Annotated in this window: 12 protein-coding genes; 5 read left to right on the top strand and 7 right to left on the bottom strand. The window is 35.6% G+C overall.

Translation table 11 applies throughout. The features are described 5' to 3' along the window. Nucleotides 1-217: 217 nt before the first annotated feature. The 3 genes from AACL18_RS03205 to AACL18_RS03195 all read right to left on the bottom strand — a co-directional run bounded on the left by AACL18_RS03205 (nucleotide 218) and on the right by AACL18_RS03195 (nucleotide 4,566). On the bottom strand, nucleotides 218-2,683 hold the full coding sequence (locus AACL18_RS03205) for an ankyrin repeat domain-containing protein (protein WP_339051371.1): 2,466 nt from the start codon (nucleotides 2,681-2,683) through the stop codon (nucleotides 218-220). A gap of 310 nt (nucleotides 2,684-2,993) precedes the next feature. Continuing rightward, nucleotides 2,994-3,551, bottom strand: a complete 558-nt coding sequence (locus AACL18_RS03200; RefSeq protein WP_339051370.1) for a DedA family protein — start codon at nucleotides 3,549-3,551, stop codon at nucleotides 2,994-2,996. Between the two features lie 100 nt (nucleotides 3,552-3,651). Then, nucleotides 3,652-4,566 (bottom strand): L,D-transpeptidase, encoded by a 915-nt coding sequence (locus tag AACL18_RS03195; RefSeq protein ID WP_339051368.1) that lies wholly within the window; start codon nucleotides 4,564-4,566, stop codon nucleotides 3,652-3,654. Between the two features lie 101 nt (nucleotides 4,567-4,667). Here AACL18_RS03195 and AACL18_RS03190 point away from each other — a divergent pair, with 101 nt between their 5' ends. From AACL18_RS03190 to AACL18_RS03180, 3 genes are all read left to right on the top strand, one after another. After that, nucleotides 4,668-6,185, top strand: coding sequence for an MFS transporter (locus tag AACL18_RS03190; protein ID WP_339051367.1), 1,518 nt, complete (start codon nucleotides 4,668-4,670; stop codon nucleotides 6,183-6,185). A 175-nt stretch (nucleotides 6,186-6,360) separates the two neighbouring features. Further along, nucleotides 6,361-6,957, top strand: coding sequence for a CC0125/CC1285 family lipoprotein (locus AACL18_RS03185; RefSeq protein ID WP_339051366.1), 597 nt, complete (start codon nucleotides 6,361-6,363; stop codon nucleotides 6,955-6,957). A gap of 320 nt (nucleotides 6,958-7,277) precedes the next feature. Beyond that, nucleotides 7,278-7,754, top strand: a complete 477-nt coding sequence (locus AACL18_RS03180; RefSeq protein WP_339051365.1) for a hypothetical protein — start codon at nucleotides 7,278-7,280, stop codon at nucleotides 7,752-7,754. Nucleotides 7,755-7,843: 89 nt separating this feature from the next. Here the strand turns inward: AACL18_RS03180 and cysS are convergent, their stop codons facing one another. Together cysS and gltX are read right to left on the bottom strand one after the other, a co-directional pair. Further along, a complete protein-coding gene (gene cysS / locus AACL18_RS03175) occupies nucleotides 7,844-9,244 on the bottom strand; it encodes a cysteine--tRNA ligase (protein WP_339051364.1) in 1,401 nt (466 codons plus the stop codon). Then, nucleotides 9,228-10,631: a glutamate--tRNA ligase gene (gene gltX / locus AACL18_RS03170; RefSeq protein ID WP_339051363.1), complete on the bottom strand. Its 1,404-nt coding sequence runs from the start codon at nucleotides 10,629-10,631 to the stop codon at nucleotides 9,228-9,230. Before gltX ends, cysS begins: the two co-directional genes overlap by 17 nt. Before the next feature lie 132 nt (nucleotides 10,632-10,763). Between gltX and AACL18_RS03165 the strand changes: the two genes are divergently transcribed. Beyond that, nucleotides 10,764-11,492 (top strand): UDP-2,3-diacylglucosamine diphosphatase, encoded by a 729-nt coding sequence (locus tag AACL18_RS03165; RefSeq protein WP_339051362.1) that lies wholly within the window; start codon nucleotides 10,764-10,766, stop codon nucleotides 11,490-11,492. A 57-nt stretch (nucleotides 11,493-11,549) separates the two neighbouring features. Here the strand turns inward: AACL18_RS03165 and AACL18_RS03160 are convergent, their stop codons facing one another. After that, nucleotides 11,550-12,872 (bottom strand): hypothetical protein, encoded by a 1,323-nt coding sequence (locus AACL18_RS03160; protein ID WP_339051361.1) that lies wholly within the window; start codon nucleotides 12,870-12,872, stop codon nucleotides 11,550-11,552. 242 nt (nucleotides 12,873-13,114) lie between these two features. Further along, complete coding sequence (locus AACL18_RS03155; RefSeq protein ID WP_339051359.1) at nucleotides 13,115-13,627, bottom strand: CvpA family protein; 513 nt, start codon at nucleotides 13,625-13,627, stop codon at nucleotides 13,115-13,117. Nucleotides 13,628-13,809: 182 nt separating this feature from the next. Between AACL18_RS03155 and AACL18_RS03150 the strand changes: the two genes are divergently transcribed. After that, complete coding sequence (locus AACL18_RS03150; RefSeq protein ID WP_339051357.1) at nucleotides 13,810-15,450, top strand: ankyrin repeat domain-containing protein; 1,641 nt, start codon at nucleotides 13,810-13,812, stop codon at nucleotides 15,448-15,450. The last annotated feature ends 18 nt before the right edge of the window (nucleotides 15,451-15,468 follow it).

The following is a 15,468-nucleotide window of genomic DNA, read 5'->3' as shown; positions in this document are numbered from 1 at the left end:
TGCATATTGCGTATTGCATCAGACACAAAAAAAATGTAATTCCCAGATTTAATTTTAGACTCATTTTATGGATCTCTAAGTTCCCCTAATAATTTCATAAACTCTATTTGCATTTATCGTAGTAATATCCATATAGCAGGCCTGCATGTCTCAATTCAAGTTTGATTATGTACTGGAATTTAAGTTATTTTTTTTAAAGATAAGAGAGTATTCTTCACTAAATGGCTTTGATTGGAGATTCTAATGGATGTTCAATAGACACTATTTCTACCGGCTGTTTACTAGTAAACAGCATTGATAATTTACGCATAACTAATGTTTTATCGTTATAACTTAATCTCCAATTATTCGACAAAATTTTGTTCAAAAAACTAACAAGCTTTGTCAAAAAATTATGAAATATACCGCTTTCTTTTTGTTGCAAGTTTTCTCCGATATCTTTAATTCTTTTAGCAATAAGTTCATTATCAATTTCAGTAAAAAGAAATTCACTCAATTTAGGATCTGCCAAATAGTTATAAAACTGCATAAAACAAGAGCTATTAGTAGGTATAGTGACAGGATTAGCCCCCGCGATTATCAAAAATACTGCCATAGCAAAGTGATTATTGTTTAGGGCGGTAAGTAATAATTTATTAAAATCTATTAAAAAAGTCGGTTCTTTATTTTCTACCTTAGAAATATGATTATTAGATAATTTTAATAAATATCCAGCAATAGGTAAAAATCCTTTTGTAGCGGCTATATTCAGTAACGTTGAATAGTCAATTGGACTAGTTGGAGGAAAAAGTAAACTTTTGATACTTTGAATTAATTGCAAACTACCTAACGCAGTAGCCTTTTTTAAAAGTAAAAATTTATGGTCTTCTGAAAAATGTTTTTTTTCAGAATGCTGATTAATATAATTAACTAATACCTGCATGGCTTCAAAATTTTCAGCTTCTAATGCAACTAATAACGCTTTTTTAATATCTCCAAAATTAAATTTATTTTCATATTGCAATAAAGCTTCAAGAATACGCATATCTCTCTGACGACATGCTAAATATATGGCAGGTGAGCCTTTGTATAGCTTTTGTAATAAAGTATTTTTCCTCTTTACGACAGCTCCTGCAGTAAGTAAAGTAAGTACAACATTATAATTTTCACTTTTTATTGCAAGCTCTAACGCTGACAAGCATTTTACCTGTCGCCCAATATTTGATTTAGCGGCAAGAAGTTTATTTACATGATCAACTTTACCCAATTGAGCGGCAACCATCAATGCAGTCCATCCTTTATGATTTAGAGAATCAACATCCGCTTTTACATCATCTGAACTATCTAATCGTTTCTGCAACTCATCCGCAGTTAAATTTATCACTGCATGATGCAATGTCAATTTCTCTTCAGAGATAGAAAATAAATCAGAATCGTCTTTTATCCTTTGTTTTTTAAATTCTGCATTAAGTAATTTTTTATTTAACAACGTATTTGCATAAAATTGCGTAGATTGAAGGGCCTGTTCAAATGCATCTTTTTGATCTTCGTAAAGTAATTTAAACATGAGCTTATCATTTTTTAACGCCTCTTGAGTATCTAACTCACCCTCCATTAATTCTGTGCAAAATGGCAGTTTGAAAACCTCAAAAATTTCAAAAAATGAATGTCCTCCACTATTATAAAGCATTAAAGAAGCAAAAACTGTCATGTAGTGCTTAAAAGAAATATTATAATCATGAGATCCTAACCTGCGTTGCAAAATCATATTTCTAATCTGCGCTAGCGTTGTACTAGAAATCCCGTTCGAATAGACTTGTGTTTGACGCGAAAACAAACGCTGACTCCATTGACTTTCTATCATATAATCTGATTGATCAGCCGATCGTTGGAAGGGGGAGTAAATATCCGCATAGCTTTCCTCAACAGGATTTACTACATCATGGTACATAGGAAGAGGAGATATAGACTTCATCAGCCCTTTAGCAGTTGTCCTAACCTCATCATGAAATGGCTTAATGAACCGCCCTCGTCCATCCATACCCATGGTGAAGATACTATTACTATAAATATTAGCTGGTATTGATTCATCATTTTGAGTATTTAACGTTGCTAAAATAGTACTACAAGCAATTTGATATAAATTTTTACAAGCAACTTCAGACAATCCATAAAAATCATTTTTTAGTAATTTATATGTTAATTCTGCATATTCTAATTCATACTTGTTTAATACATTCTCATCCAAATCACCTTTAAGTATTTTTTCAACTACAAATAAAGAGGGTTTTACATTTTGCAAGGAAAAGAGTCGATTTTTTAAACATTGAGTAAAATTTTCTAATTTAGCATGGTCCAAAGTCTCGGCATTATTTTGTAAAATATGGTAGGCTAGGTTTGTTTCAAAGTAACGTCTGATTGGATCATCATTAATAGTTTTAGAATCGGACTTAATAACAAAACTCTTATCTGTAATAACTTTTTCGATTTCCTTAATGAGCTCTCTATCTGCTTCGGTTTTTACACCCTCGAGATACAGCTGATAAAACTGGGTGAGATCAAGGTCATTGGCTTTAGTTTTTTTGCAAACAGTTAATACGAGGAGTAAAATCTCCCCAACAGATAAAGTTACCTTACATCCAGTTGTATTATTAGGAATTTCATTTGCTAAAACGTCTTTTATCGTATCTGGTAGAGAACTCATGCCTATTCTTTATTTTTATAATTATTAGAATTTATAATAAATTAAATTTATTAATTAAATATTAAGAGCAATTCTAGAAATTGCGAGATCAGCATAGGACAAAAAATTAGAAATTTTCACGCTGAAATAGCATTAAAAATAAAAAAGAGGAATAAAAAAATCTCTGTTATGACGAGCGAGTGGAATAAGTAGGCCATTAATTACCCAATATTCCTTGGATTGATGCAGCTTCGGTGCTCGCAACAACCAAATTTGGCAATAAAGCTCATAATGACGATAAAAATTGAAGCTGTATAATTAATAATGTTAGCTAGATAAACGTTTTTAACAGTAAACTAATCTGTGTGTGCAGCGCCTCAGCCGCACTATGCCAGTGGTCGTGAAAAAGATAGCCAATACCAATAAATAGACTCACCCATAACACAGCACCCGAATAAGCAAACACGGCAAAATAGCGAAACGGCAATTTTAATGCACCCGCCACATAACCGGTCAGGTGGCGCACCCCAGGAATAAAATAACCGATGACTAAGGCCCATTTACCGAAACGCTCAAACCAATTGTGCGCTGCTTGGTAGCGTTTTTCTGTTAGTCCGATATATCGTCCCCAACTTTGACTCAGATAATGACCGGTAGCCCGACCCAGCCCATAACTTCCACTGATACCGCAACAACTTCCTGCATAAGCGGCCAATAAACTGGAAACGATAGTCAGTTTTCCTTTGGCCATTAAAAATCCCAGCAGTAACAGCAAGGATTCTTCCGGTATCGGTAAAGCAAAAATTCCTAACGCAAACCAAATAAAAATCGCTAGGCTACCGTAGTGATTTAGCCAAGGTAGAAAATGATCCAAAGCGGGTAAGGACATAAATGTATTCAGTAAAATAAAATCGTTTGCACCAATTTAAACTTATCTTGCTGACCGATACATCAATTTGTTTCCTATCCTACTTTTCTTAGACCATAAATTAAGCATGATTAGTAATCGCATCTTCGATCTTTTTCAGTTCAGCTTGATTCTTATCATCTTTACTCGCTGCAACTTGTTCATCGACAGCGCTGGTGATTCCCAATTGATTATCCGCTATTTGATTGTCGAATAAATCGAAATCATCATTGCTGCTGATTATATCATCATCGTCATCATCATCGTCATCATCACTGACCTGAACATGATTCGAAGGATAAGGTAAAACGATCACCTGCGTACCAATATCTGCAAATTCTTTGTTGAGCCAATACGCATCGTCAACAAACATGCGCAGACAACCGTGACTGGCATTATAACCAGGTACGCCGCGTGAACCGTGCATCGCAAAACCGCCTTTAAAAAACATGCAGTAAGGCATCGGTGCCCCACCATAAGGCTTAGGAAATTTAGTTGATCGACAACCCGCTCCTCGTTTTTCATAGATTTTGAATGCTCCAGAAGGCGTATGACACGGCCTACCTAAATCCGGACACCAATTTTGGCCACCTGATCCCGGTCCCCAGCGAATAATATTTCCCGCTGGACCATAAGCCGCCCACGCATTCAATGCCGGAGAGTAAACGATCATTTTTCTTCCGGAAGGCGTTCTGTAAGGTGAAAATGGTGTATACTCCATCCAATTAGTTGCATCGAGATTTCGTGGTGCCGCGATCCTCATTCCAGGCCATATACCCGTATTCATACGGTTAATACGCTGCACTAATTCGCGTCGTTGTGGATTAGGAAATAAGGTGTACCAAGTTTCCCCTCTCGCTACGACCAAACAATAAAGTCGAGGATCATTGCACAAACTTTGTAACAACCAACCGCGCGCAGCAAAACTATCGCCATGCATAATTAAGAACACAACCAGTAATGCAATCAATAAACCAAATCTTATGAGTATACGCATAATGGCTCCTTCCGCTTTTTGAGGGCGGTTCTTTCGCTTTTTAAGAAAGCGTTACTCTTACTAAAAGGATAGTCTATTTTTAACGGCTAAGAAGAAATATCATGATTAAATTTTCAGAAAAAAATCGTAAGTGGTGGATCCTGCTCGCCATGTCAAGTGCCTTGGCCCTGGTATTTATTGACCAAACAGCCTTAGCCGTGGCTCTACCCGCTATGCAACGTGAACTTAACCTCAGCAATAGCCTGACGCAATGGATAATCAATGCTTATCTATTAGCGATAAGTGCCACTATTCTATTGGGTGGAAAAATAGGCGATAGACTCGGCCACAAACGCGCGTTTTTATTTGGGGTGCATGTTTTCGTTATTGCATCGGTGTTATGCGCTTTAGCCGAATCAGGCGCATGGCTAGTCACCATGCGTGCTATTCAGGGCATCGGTGCTGCCTTTATGATGCCTTCGACCAATGCTTTAGTCACCAATGCCTTCCCTGATAAAGAACGTGGTAAAGCCTTAGGAATTTACGTTGCGCTAGCGGCTATCTTTCTCGCTTTAGGACCTTTGTTAGGTGGACTCCTAACTCAAGTCTTTAGCTGGAGAGCCGTGTTTTGGATTAATTTCCCGATTGCATTAATTAGTATTTTTTTAGCGTTTTTTTCTCTCCCAAAATGGCAACGATCCGAAAAAATGAATCTCGATTGGTTAGGATTTTTTATCTCGATACTTTTTATTAGTGGATTTGTTTTATGTTTTATGGAAGGGCCGAATTGGGGTTGGACTTCTTTTTCGATCATCGGTTTATTACTATTAAGTATTGTGAGCCTTGGTATTTTTATTCTATGGGAAAACAAAACCAGCAATCCATTAGTTGAATTAGACCTATTTAAAAACCTAACTTTTTCCATTTTATTTAGTGTGCTACTGATTATTCAAGCCATAGGTATTGTGTTTGTATTTTGGGCAATATTTTTACAAAATGTGTTACATTTCACCCCTTTAAAAGCCGGCATACTGCTATTACCGGCGATGTTACCTGTTATTATTATGGCACCGGTCGGTGGTTATTTACGCGATAAATACGGGGCCACGCTACCGATGTTCTCGGGTACGTTACTTATCGTATTGAGTATTATTTGGATAGGAATTTTTAGTCCCTACCAAACCTACCCTATTTTATTCCCTGGTTTACTCGGCTTCGGCATTGGTTTCCCCTTAACGTTATCCGGCATTATGGTAACGGTGATGAATATGGTCAAAGTCGAGCAACGCGGCATTGCCAGTGCCATATTGAATTGTTCGCGCCAATTTGGCATCTCGATAGGCTTAGCGGTATTCGCTGGATTGTTAGGTAGTTTAAATAAATGGCAACTGGGTTCTTTCTTGAAAAACAGTGCTGCACCTTTATCTTCTCTAAAGGAATATCAAATTGATGGTTTATTAGTACAATCACAACGCGCGATGCAAGCCGTCAGTCATTTATCACAACAAAGTTTGCAATTATTAAAAATCGCAGCAGCAAAAGCGTATACCAGCGCATTTAGCATCACCATGTTTGTCGCAGCATTTCTTGCTTTGATTACCTTGGTGTTGATATTAAAAATTCCTCGAAAAAATAAATAATTTTAAAAGCAATTAAAATTTTCAAAATGCAGAATATAAAAGAAATCTACAAGATACTCTACTATATGAAATTCATTTTTAGAATGGCTTGGAAAATTAAAAAAATTCCGCTAATATGAGACAATAAAAATTATTCAAAAACATTAAATCTTTAATAATAATAAAAATAAACATTATGTTTAAGAAAATAAAATTATTTACACTCTCATTACTCATTTTAGCTTTTACTGGATGCACCACTTACCCTTGTTATCAACCGTATAATTCAAAAACTGAAAGTGGATATAAAGACCTTGAATTTTCTAAGAATATTTATAAAGTTTCTTTTATAGGGAATAACTATTTTTCTAAAGAACTTGTTGAAAATTTTTTACTTAAACGATGCGCAGAGTTAACCCTAGAAAGAGGATTCAAATATTTCATTATACTAAAAGAAGATACCCGATTAACAGATTCTAGATCCTGGACAACTTCATCATCGACTCCTAATTTTCCTCCTGTTATGACGCCTATGTCGATACCGAATGGAAATTCTCAAACAAAACTCCCAGCTAATTTTTCTACCTTTCCTGTTTTCCCAACTTCCATTTCAAGTAATTCTTGGACAGAAACCATAAATAAGTATTCGGATGTAGCTATAATTAAATTATTAAAAGATAATAAAAAGTATGCTGATGCCATAGACGCAAATACTATACTAAATCAGCTAATAGATTTGCCTACGTCTTTAGAAGTAACGCATTTTTTCGGTATAGAACCAAAATTCCGATGATAAATTTATTGGATTTAGAGCCAACATTCAAAACGCAAATGCAACCCGCTTCGTAAGTTAGCTTTTTTATTTGAATATAATCTTTAGAAAAACCAAATTTCTAAGGGATCTAAAAATAAAAAATATGTTTTATAAAATAAATCGATCTATCTATTTTTAATCAACGTTTTAGTTAAATATAATTTACAGTTTCAAAAATTTTTAATTAAAATTAAATCAGATTTTTCATTAAAAATTTTTGAGCTTCTTATCAGTTTAGGTTATTATTTAAGTTCGTAAAAGGACCAAATAATTTTTATTAAAAAAAATAGGGGATTATTATGTACGAACCAACTAAAATTTTATATTCAAATCTTAATGAAGCAGATAAAAAAAAGGTAGAGGAGGTTTACCAAACATACCGAACTAAAACTCAAGGCCATTGGTGGAGAGGGACAAACGAAACTCCCATAGCGGGCGGATCGATAGATTGTTCAGTGAAAGAAATAGTTGAAAATGGCAAAATAAACACAGCAAATGCTTGGGCTAATTTTGCTTTGTGTAAAATAGAAAGCAAACCAACTAATTTTTCTGACGTGAAAAAGCTGTTCGATAGTTATTACAGACCTGCTGCTGAAGATGCAAATTATGCAGGAAAACCTATACCTGAATTTGATAAATTTTTAGATATCCAAAAAAATTCCTGGCTTGCAGCAGGACAAGCTGTTTTCAATCTGCAATTAAATCAAGACAGTAAGAATAATCAAGAGAGTGAACTTGATAATCAATCTGCCTCTAGATCAACCCTGTCGAGATAGCCATCGCTCGTCCTACCCAAGCTATGAGAGAAATTCTAGCTTGGGAGTCTCAAAAAAGATTTATAAGAATGCAGATTTTTTATTAACTTTTATTTTCTTCGCCATTCAGTACCCGTAGCAGTATCTTCTAATACCACACCTAAACTCAATAATTCATCGCGTATTCTATCTCCCTCTTGCCAATTTTTAGCCGCTCGTGCTTGATTACGTGCGGTAATTAAATCATTGATTTTCTTTTCATCGCTTACCTTTTGTTGCAAGCCAAGTTTTAAAAAATGTTCTGGATCCTGTTGCAAAATACCTAAGATGCTTGCCAGATATTGTAAATATTTTGCAAGTTGCAACGCTTGCTTATTATCCGTTTCGCGCAAACGATTGATTTCTCGCGCTAAATCAAATAATACCGCTAACGCTTCAGGCGTATTAAAATCATCATCCATTGCCGCTTGAAATCTTTCTAGATATTCTCCTTGGAATTGTTCAACATCAAAAGTTTGCGGCGCTTTACTCAACAAGCCGCGTAAACTGGTATACAAACGTTGTAAAGCCGCCTGTGCAGTTTGTAAATTTTCTTGGCTATACTGTATTGGACTACGATAATGACTTGAAACTAAGAAATAACGAATGACTTCTGCGGGATATTGTTTTAACACATCACGCAATGTAAAAAAATTGCCTAAAGACTTTGACATTTTTTGACGATTGGTTTGTACAAAACCGACATGGATCCAGGTATTAACAAATTTGTGATCGGTCGCCCCTTCGGATTGTGCAATTTCATTTTGATGATGTGGAAAGACTAAATCTAAACCGCCGCCATGGATATCAAAATGTTCACCTAAAGCCGCCATCGACATCGCCGAACATTCAATATGCCAACCGGGACGTCCTGCTCCCCAGGGAGATTCCCAACTGGGTTCATTCGGTTTCGCTTTTTTCCATAGCACAAAGTCTAATGGATCCTTTTTTGTAACATCGACAGCGACGCGAGAACCACTGCGTAATTTTTCCAAATTTTGATGAGCTAATTCACCATAGTTTTTAAATTTTTCTACTGAGTAACAAATATCACCGTTATCGGCTTGGTAGGCATAATTTTTATCGAGCAAGATTTGAATCAAATCTAACATCTGTGAGATAGCATCGGTCGCTCTAGGTTCATGCGTAGGCGGCAGAATAGCTAACTGTGCAAAATCTTCATGCATGGCGGCTATCATGCGCTGTGTCAATGCTGACATGCTTTCATTATTTTCTTGTGCGCGTTTGATGATTTTATCATCAATATCGGTGATATTACGCACATAATTCACCTGGTAACCTTGCATGGTGAGATAACGTAACATCACATCAAACGCCACTAATACACGCGCATGACCAATATGACACAAATCATACACTGTCATGCCACAGACATACATACCCACTTGCTTGGCATGCATCGGTGTAAACGTTTCTTTTTTTTGCGTCAATGTATTATAAATTTTTAGCATGGAGTATTCTCTCACGAATTTTTTCGTTACCTAACAGGCTAAATAACTTTGCCAGCTCAGGGCCATCATGACGTCCGGTCAGTGCCAAACGTAACGGTGTAAACAAGGCTTTACCTTTTAGATTTAATTTTTGTTGTAACTGTTTTATTAAAACTTTAAAATTAGAATTTTCTTCATCCAATAATGTTAAGAGTGTCTGCCAATACCGAGGATCGACTTCGCGCAAAAAAATCTTGCTATCTATAGAGAAGTTTAATGCGTTGGCTTCGCCAAATAAAATAGTTGCCCATGCGACTGCTTCTTCAGGGAAACAGATCGTCCCGCGCATTAATTCAATAAAGTTTAGCTTAACAGCATCTGGCACTAAATTTTGTATTTTAGCTTCCAGCCAGATGCTTAGTTTATCATTTGAAATATGTAATAAAGCCTGTTTTTGCCAATACATTAATTGGGTTTGGTCATAGCGTGCAGGAGATTTACCGAGTCGACTGAATGAAAAATGTTCTGCTAAGTCATGAATATCCAGAAAATTCGGATTTGAGTAGGTATGGCCTAAACGTGCTAAGTAATTTTGCAAAGCTTCGGCAAAATAACCTGCTTCTCGCAAAGTTTTAATACTAAAACTTCCATGTCGTTTTGATAAAGGGGCACCATCATCACCGACAATTAATGCCATATGACCATACGCCGGAATAGTTAAACTCAAGGCCTGTAATAACATGATCTGGCGCGGTGTATTCGTTAAATGATCTTCACCACGCAGTACATGTGTCACCTTCATTAAAGCATCATCAATGGCATTACAAAAGAAAAATGCCGCGGACCCATCACTGCGTTGAATCACAAAATCGCCAATATCATCACTAACAAAGCTTTGCTCGCCTTTGACAAAATCATCGAAACGAATAACTTGTTTCGGCAGAACATGAAAGCGCAAACTTGCAAGCTTTCCTTGCGCTTTTTTCTCGGCAATTTGCTCTGCCGTTAATTGCCGACATTGACCACTATAACGCGGCGGTTTACCTGACGCCAACTGACGCTTGCGCATCATGAGCAACTCCGATTCGCTGCAAAAACAAGGATAGGCACGACCCATACTGACTAATTGTTCATAGTAAAGTGTATAGACTGCTTGTCGCTCAGATTGATAATAAGGGCCGAGACCTTTTTCTTGATCAGGGCCTTCTTGCCAAGGTAAACCTAACCAAAGCAAGTCTTCTTCTAATTCTTTTGCGAGCGTCAGCAATGAACGCGTCGCATCGCTGTCTTCTATTCGTAATAAAAAACAACCGGCTTGCGAATGTGCAAATAAAAAATTAAACAAAGCGGTTCTGGCATTGCCTAAATGGATATGGCCGGTAGGGCTAGGTGCAAAACGAGTTTTCATAATCAACTACTTGTTTAAAATTTGATAACTTAGTCCAGGATTGATAACTTAATTTAAAAATACTTATTTTAAAAGTACTTGCTTAAAATAACTACTATAAACTAATTTATCACTTAAGCTATGATTAAGCCTATGTCTACCCTCTTTATATCCGATTTACATCTCAGTAGCGACCAACCCGAAATAACCCAGTTGTTTCTGGATTTTTTACACCAGCAAGCCAGGGAAACCGACGCTTTATATATATTAGGCGATCTATTTGAAACCTGGGTAGGCGACGATAATTTAAGTCCATACAATCAAATGATTATCAGCGAACTCGCTGATTTAACGGCGAGGGGCATAGCCACCTATTTCATGCCTGGAAATCGTGACTTCCTCATCGGTAAGCGTTTTATTCAGCAAACCGGTTGTCACTACCTCGCTGATCCGACAATCATTAATCTATACGGAAATCCCACCTTACTCACGCATGGCGATAGTTGGTGCACTTTAGATAAACAATATCTGCGTTATCGGCGCTGGTCGCGCTATCCTTTTTGGCAATTTTTATTTTTGCAGCTCCCCCTGTCTTGGCGCCAAAAAATTGCTAAGTATTTACGTAGTCAGGAACATTCGAACACAGCCATTGCTATGCCTAAATATGATGTTGTCATCTCTGATCTATTAGCCTACTTGCAACATCATCCAGGTATAAATCAAATCATTCATGGACACACGCATTTACCCAGTATTCAACTAATAAAATCAACAGAAAAAATTTGGATTAGGCGTTTTGTGTTAAGCGATTGGCATGCTAATCGAGGCAATGTATTAATTGCTAATCCGGATCAAACATTATCATTAAGCTACTTTAGTTAACGAACGATTTTTAGCGCTTTAATCGACTTAAAAAAATTACTATGATTATTCCTATTATTAAAGGCTATTTATTTTTATATTGAGAATATTTCCATTATATTCATTCTTATCACAGATTACTTGAGATACCGAAGATCCCGTGTCTGATACAAAGAAAATCGGTTTAAATTTCGAATGGTTTTTTTCAGACTTATCTAAATTCAGATAATCTATTATCTTATCAAAACTAGCCTCTAAAAATTCTCGAAATTTTTCTAAAATAGTCCTTGTATCTAAAATAGCTTTGAATTTTTCCTCACATTCAAGTGTAGAATCAATTAAAGCATATTTTGCTAGCCAACCTTCGTTATAGGAAGAAATATTAATTTTATATTTTGTGGTCCCCTTAACAAAAAAATCCTCACCCGTGGTTTCAAATGTTTCGTTGGTCTTTAAATCCATTATTCTTTGCGTCAAAAAACTTTCTTGGATAAACAAAGTATCGTCCGCATAACTTAATTCAATTCTTCTTATCGTTGGGCTACTGAATCTATAATGTTCCTGCCCCAACTTATTAAGAATAAATGCATTAGAAAAAATAAAGCTCTGATGAAGAAAAAGTTTTAAAAATTTTTTAAAAAAATCTTTTTGCGTATTTTTTTGGTCCTTCCAACTTTGCCCACATGCACTGTTTAATTCACTTTTTACCTTGTTTTCAAAAAGTGGATTAAACATTTTATTGGCGGCTTCATTTATGAAAATGACTTCAATTTGACGTGCGCTTTCATATTGCCATGGCGTGGAAGTAATACTTAATAACTTATTTTTAATTGGAGTAAGTTTTTCTTTAAGTCCTTTGTCAGGGTTTTCCTTTTTTAATTCGCTCCTTAAGGGAAGAATATATCTTCGAATCTCACAAAAATTTCGAAATTGAGCTCCTAAAGGATCAAATTTCCTAACTAATTCTGTCTCATCTAACAATCTAGTTTCAAATGAATCAGATTTTAATCCAAGTAATTCCGTCTCATCTAGCAATCCAGTTTCAAATGAATCAGATTTTAATCCAAGTAATTCCGTCGCATCTAACAATCCAGTTTCAAATGAATCAGTCTCTATTCCCTCTATTGAAGCAATCTCTCGGCAGACTTCTATAATATCTTGGCTCTTCTTAAATTTTTCAATCGCGCTGTGGATCGCATGAACACCTTTTTCGACAGCATTAATTTGATTTTTTGCTTTATAAAGAATGGGGTCGCTAAGGTTTTCATTAACATAAATCCCCTTAATTCTGATGGCATCAGTAACGAAATTCTTCATTGTATATATACTTTGAGGATCATCTTTTCCAACATGTTCACGTACCAATTTCCATAGTTTTTTCCCATTTTTAAATTCTGACATAAGTTTATCTCTAAGATATTTATCTATTGACATTTTGCACTAAATAGATTAAGGATTTATTAAATTATCAAGAATAATTTTACAATTCTTAGAGGATTAACCATGAATAAGTGCTCGCCATTTACGATGAGGCAAAGAAAAAGCAAATATATAAATGTGTCATTATCCTAGAAAAAAGTTATTATCGTATGAAATGTTTATCTCACCTACTACCCGTATTCAAAAATAAAAGAACAATTGAATCAAAAATGATCCTGTTGTAATTCGAGATGACTATGCATGGACTCGGGCAAGAAGCTGCTTAACCAATTTTCTAGGGGTTGGAAATGCGGCACTAACATCGATTCTTGCCAAGAAGCTTCTTTAGCAAAGGGCGTTAAACTGACTAGCATCATCAATAAAACAACGACTAAGATTCCACGCGCAATACCGAAAATAATTCCTAGCACGCGATCGGTACCGCTTAAGCCTGTGTTTGCGACTAATTGACCAATTAAATAATTAATCAACATACCTAACACGAGTGTAACTAGGAATAGACCAACAAAACTAACCACCAATCTGACTGAATCGGAATGAATAAAATTCACCAATAAATCAGCAATGTAACGGTAAAAAATAAAACTCACCGCGATTGCTGCAACCCAAATAACTAAAGAAATCACTTCGCGGACAAAACCACGCATGACACTAATCAATACCGACAGTGCAATGATGGCAATAATGGTATAATCGATCCAATTAAATGTAGACATCAGAAAGCCTTAGAATAGAGTGAAATTTTAAAAACATTGATAGCAGCCAATCAAGTTGTATAGTATAAACTACTTTTTAAAAGTAGTGATATTAATCACATATAAAACACACGGACTAGTAAGCTCTAGCACAAAAAAAGAGCTAAGAAGTTTTCTTAATAAGAATTATCAAGGACATCGTTATGCAAACCAATCCTACATCTGATCCAGGAATTGAATTTCGTCGCGCTGCAGCGGAAGGCAATACAGATAAAGTTAGAAACTTATTAGATAAAAACTATATAAATCGTCAAAGTTCAAATGGTAATACCGCACTCCATTGGTCTATCATCAATCAGCATTATGCTAGCACCAAACTCTTATTAACTAGCGTCGATATAGATGTCGATGTGCAAAATAAGTTAGGCTGTACTCCCTTACATTTAGCAGCAAAGCAACATGACAAAAAAACTGTCTATCGTTTATTAAAAGCCGGCGCGGGACATAAAAATAGGTTCGATAAAGATGGATTTTCTTCCTTAGATTATGCCATGTCTGGAAACTGTAGCTTTATTGTCACTTCACTAAAAGAAAAATTTCCAGATTTGACTTTTAAGGATGAAGATGATGTAGCAAACCGGGCTTTTACTGCTTTTAAAATAGAAAACAATCATTTGCTGCACAACGTGAAAATTTTTGATCCTAATTATTTCTTTGATGAAGAAGTTGCTCGATATTTTTTACCCGGTAACCGATTTAAGTTAAGCGAAATCCAAACAGCCATAAAAAAAGGGCAACTTAATTTACATAAACTTTTTTGTTCAGGTACCTTACTGCAAAGTGCAGCTGTGTCGCGAGTGGAAATCTGCGAGAAATTTCAATGGTTACTAGAACAAGGTGTTGATCCCAATCTGCAAGCCAGTCATGAAATGAATCCTTGTTCTTACAAAAATACGGCTTTACATACCTTGATTGCTAACGAAGATGAAAAAAATGCATTAAAATTTATCGACCAGCTTATTACTATTACACATTCCAAACAAAAATTTAATTTTAATTTAACAGATAGCGAAGGGAAAACTTGTTTATGCTTAGCAGTCAAGGTAGGCCAAGTCGATGTTGTAAAAAAACTAATTGAATTAAAAGTTGATATCAATCTACCCGACGAAGACGGTAATACACCCTTGCATTTTGCTTTCCTGTTAGGACATAACCGCATTGTCAATGAATTATTGAGCAAACAAGCCAATAAAAATGCAAAAAATCTGCAACAAAAAAAACCTTATGAATTGCTTATCTCAACAGATATCGAAGATATTAGAGACTGTTTAGAAATCATCTGGATTAATCCAGATAGAAAAATTAAACATTCAAAAAAAACCTACATTGAGCTGTGCATGGAAAATCGAGAGAAAATTAAAACCGATTATCTGAACGCCTTTTATGAGACAAAAATTTCTATCCTACCAAAGAGAAAAAGCATTTGTTTTCTGTTAGCCGCAGCAACTGGCGATTTAAAAAGCCTTCAAGAAAATTGTGATGATTTTACCTTAAATCAAACGAATGCAAAAGGTAACACTGCATTGCATTTAGCCTGTCAACATGGCCACGAAACTATAGTGAAATTTCTTTTTCAGCAAGCAGCGCTTGATCTTCACCAAGAAAATTATGAACAACTTAAAGCAGTTGAGTTGCTTAGCAGTTTATTTCTAGCTACTTTATTTGAGGAAAAACTATTGGATACAACATCAACAACAGAAGAAACAAAAGAAACACTTTCGAGATTAAATAAACGCAAGGAAGTCCTCTTTACTGAAACAACGCCTGCTTTAAAAAATTATTGATTAATAGAAATGCTAAGT

This window comes from Rickettsiella endosymbiont of Xylota segnis (genome assembly GCF_964019545.1).
Lineage (GTDB): Bacteria > Pseudomonadota > Gammaproteobacteria > Diplorickettsiales > Diplorickettsiaceae > Aquirickettsiella.
Note: the sequence above shows the minus strand (reverse complement) of the source record. Positions and strands in the feature narration are given on the sequence as shown.

Bases quoted from the DNA above. Each gene is read 5' to 3' on its own strand.
- AACL18_RS03200 (WP_339051370.1), bottom strand. From the start codon at position 3,551: ATGTCCTTACCCGCTTTGGATCATTTTCTACCTTGGCTAAATCACTAC.
- gltX (WP_339051363.1), bottom strand. From the start codon at position 10,631: ATGAAAACTCGTTTTGCACCTAGCCCTACCGGCCATATCCATTTAGGC.
- AACL18_RS03155 (WP_339051359.1), bottom strand. From the start codon at position 13,627: ATGTCTACATTTAATTGGATCGATTATACCATTATTGCCATCATTGCA.
- AACL18_RS03150 (WP_339051357.1), top strand. From the start codon at position 13,810: ATGCAAACCAATCCTACATCTGATCCAGGAATTGAATTTCGTCGCGCT.
- AACL18_RS03165 (WP_339051362.1), top strand. From the start codon at position 10,764: ATGTCTACCCTCTTTATATCCGATTTACATCTCAGTAGCGACCAACCC.
- AACL18_RS03195 (WP_339051368.1), bottom strand. From the start codon at position 4,566: ATGCGTATACTCATAAGATTTGGTTTATTGATTGCATTACTGGTTGTG.
- AACL18_RS03180 (WP_339051365.1), top strand. From the start codon at position 7,278: ATGTACGAACCAACTAAAATTTTATATTCAAATCTTAATGAAGCAGAT.
- cysS (WP_339051364.1), bottom strand. From the start codon at position 9,244: ATGCTAAAAATTTATAATACATTGACGCAAAAAAAAGAAACGTTTACA.
- AACL18_RS03160 (WP_339051361.1), bottom strand. From the start codon at position 12,872: ATGTCAGAATTTAAAAATGGGAAAAAACTATGGAAATTGGTACGTGAA.
- AACL18_RS03185 (WP_339051366.1), top strand. From the start codon at position 6,361: ATGTTTAAGAAAATAAAATTATTTACACTCTCATTACTCATTTTAGCT.
- AACL18_RS03190 (WP_339051367.1), top strand. From the start codon at position 4,668: ATGATTAAATTTTCAGAAAAAAATCGTAAGTGGTGGATCCTGCTCGCC.
- AACL18_RS03205 (WP_339051371.1), bottom strand. From the start codon at position 2,683: ATGAGTTCTCTACCAGATACGATAAAAGACGTTTTAGCAAATGAAATT.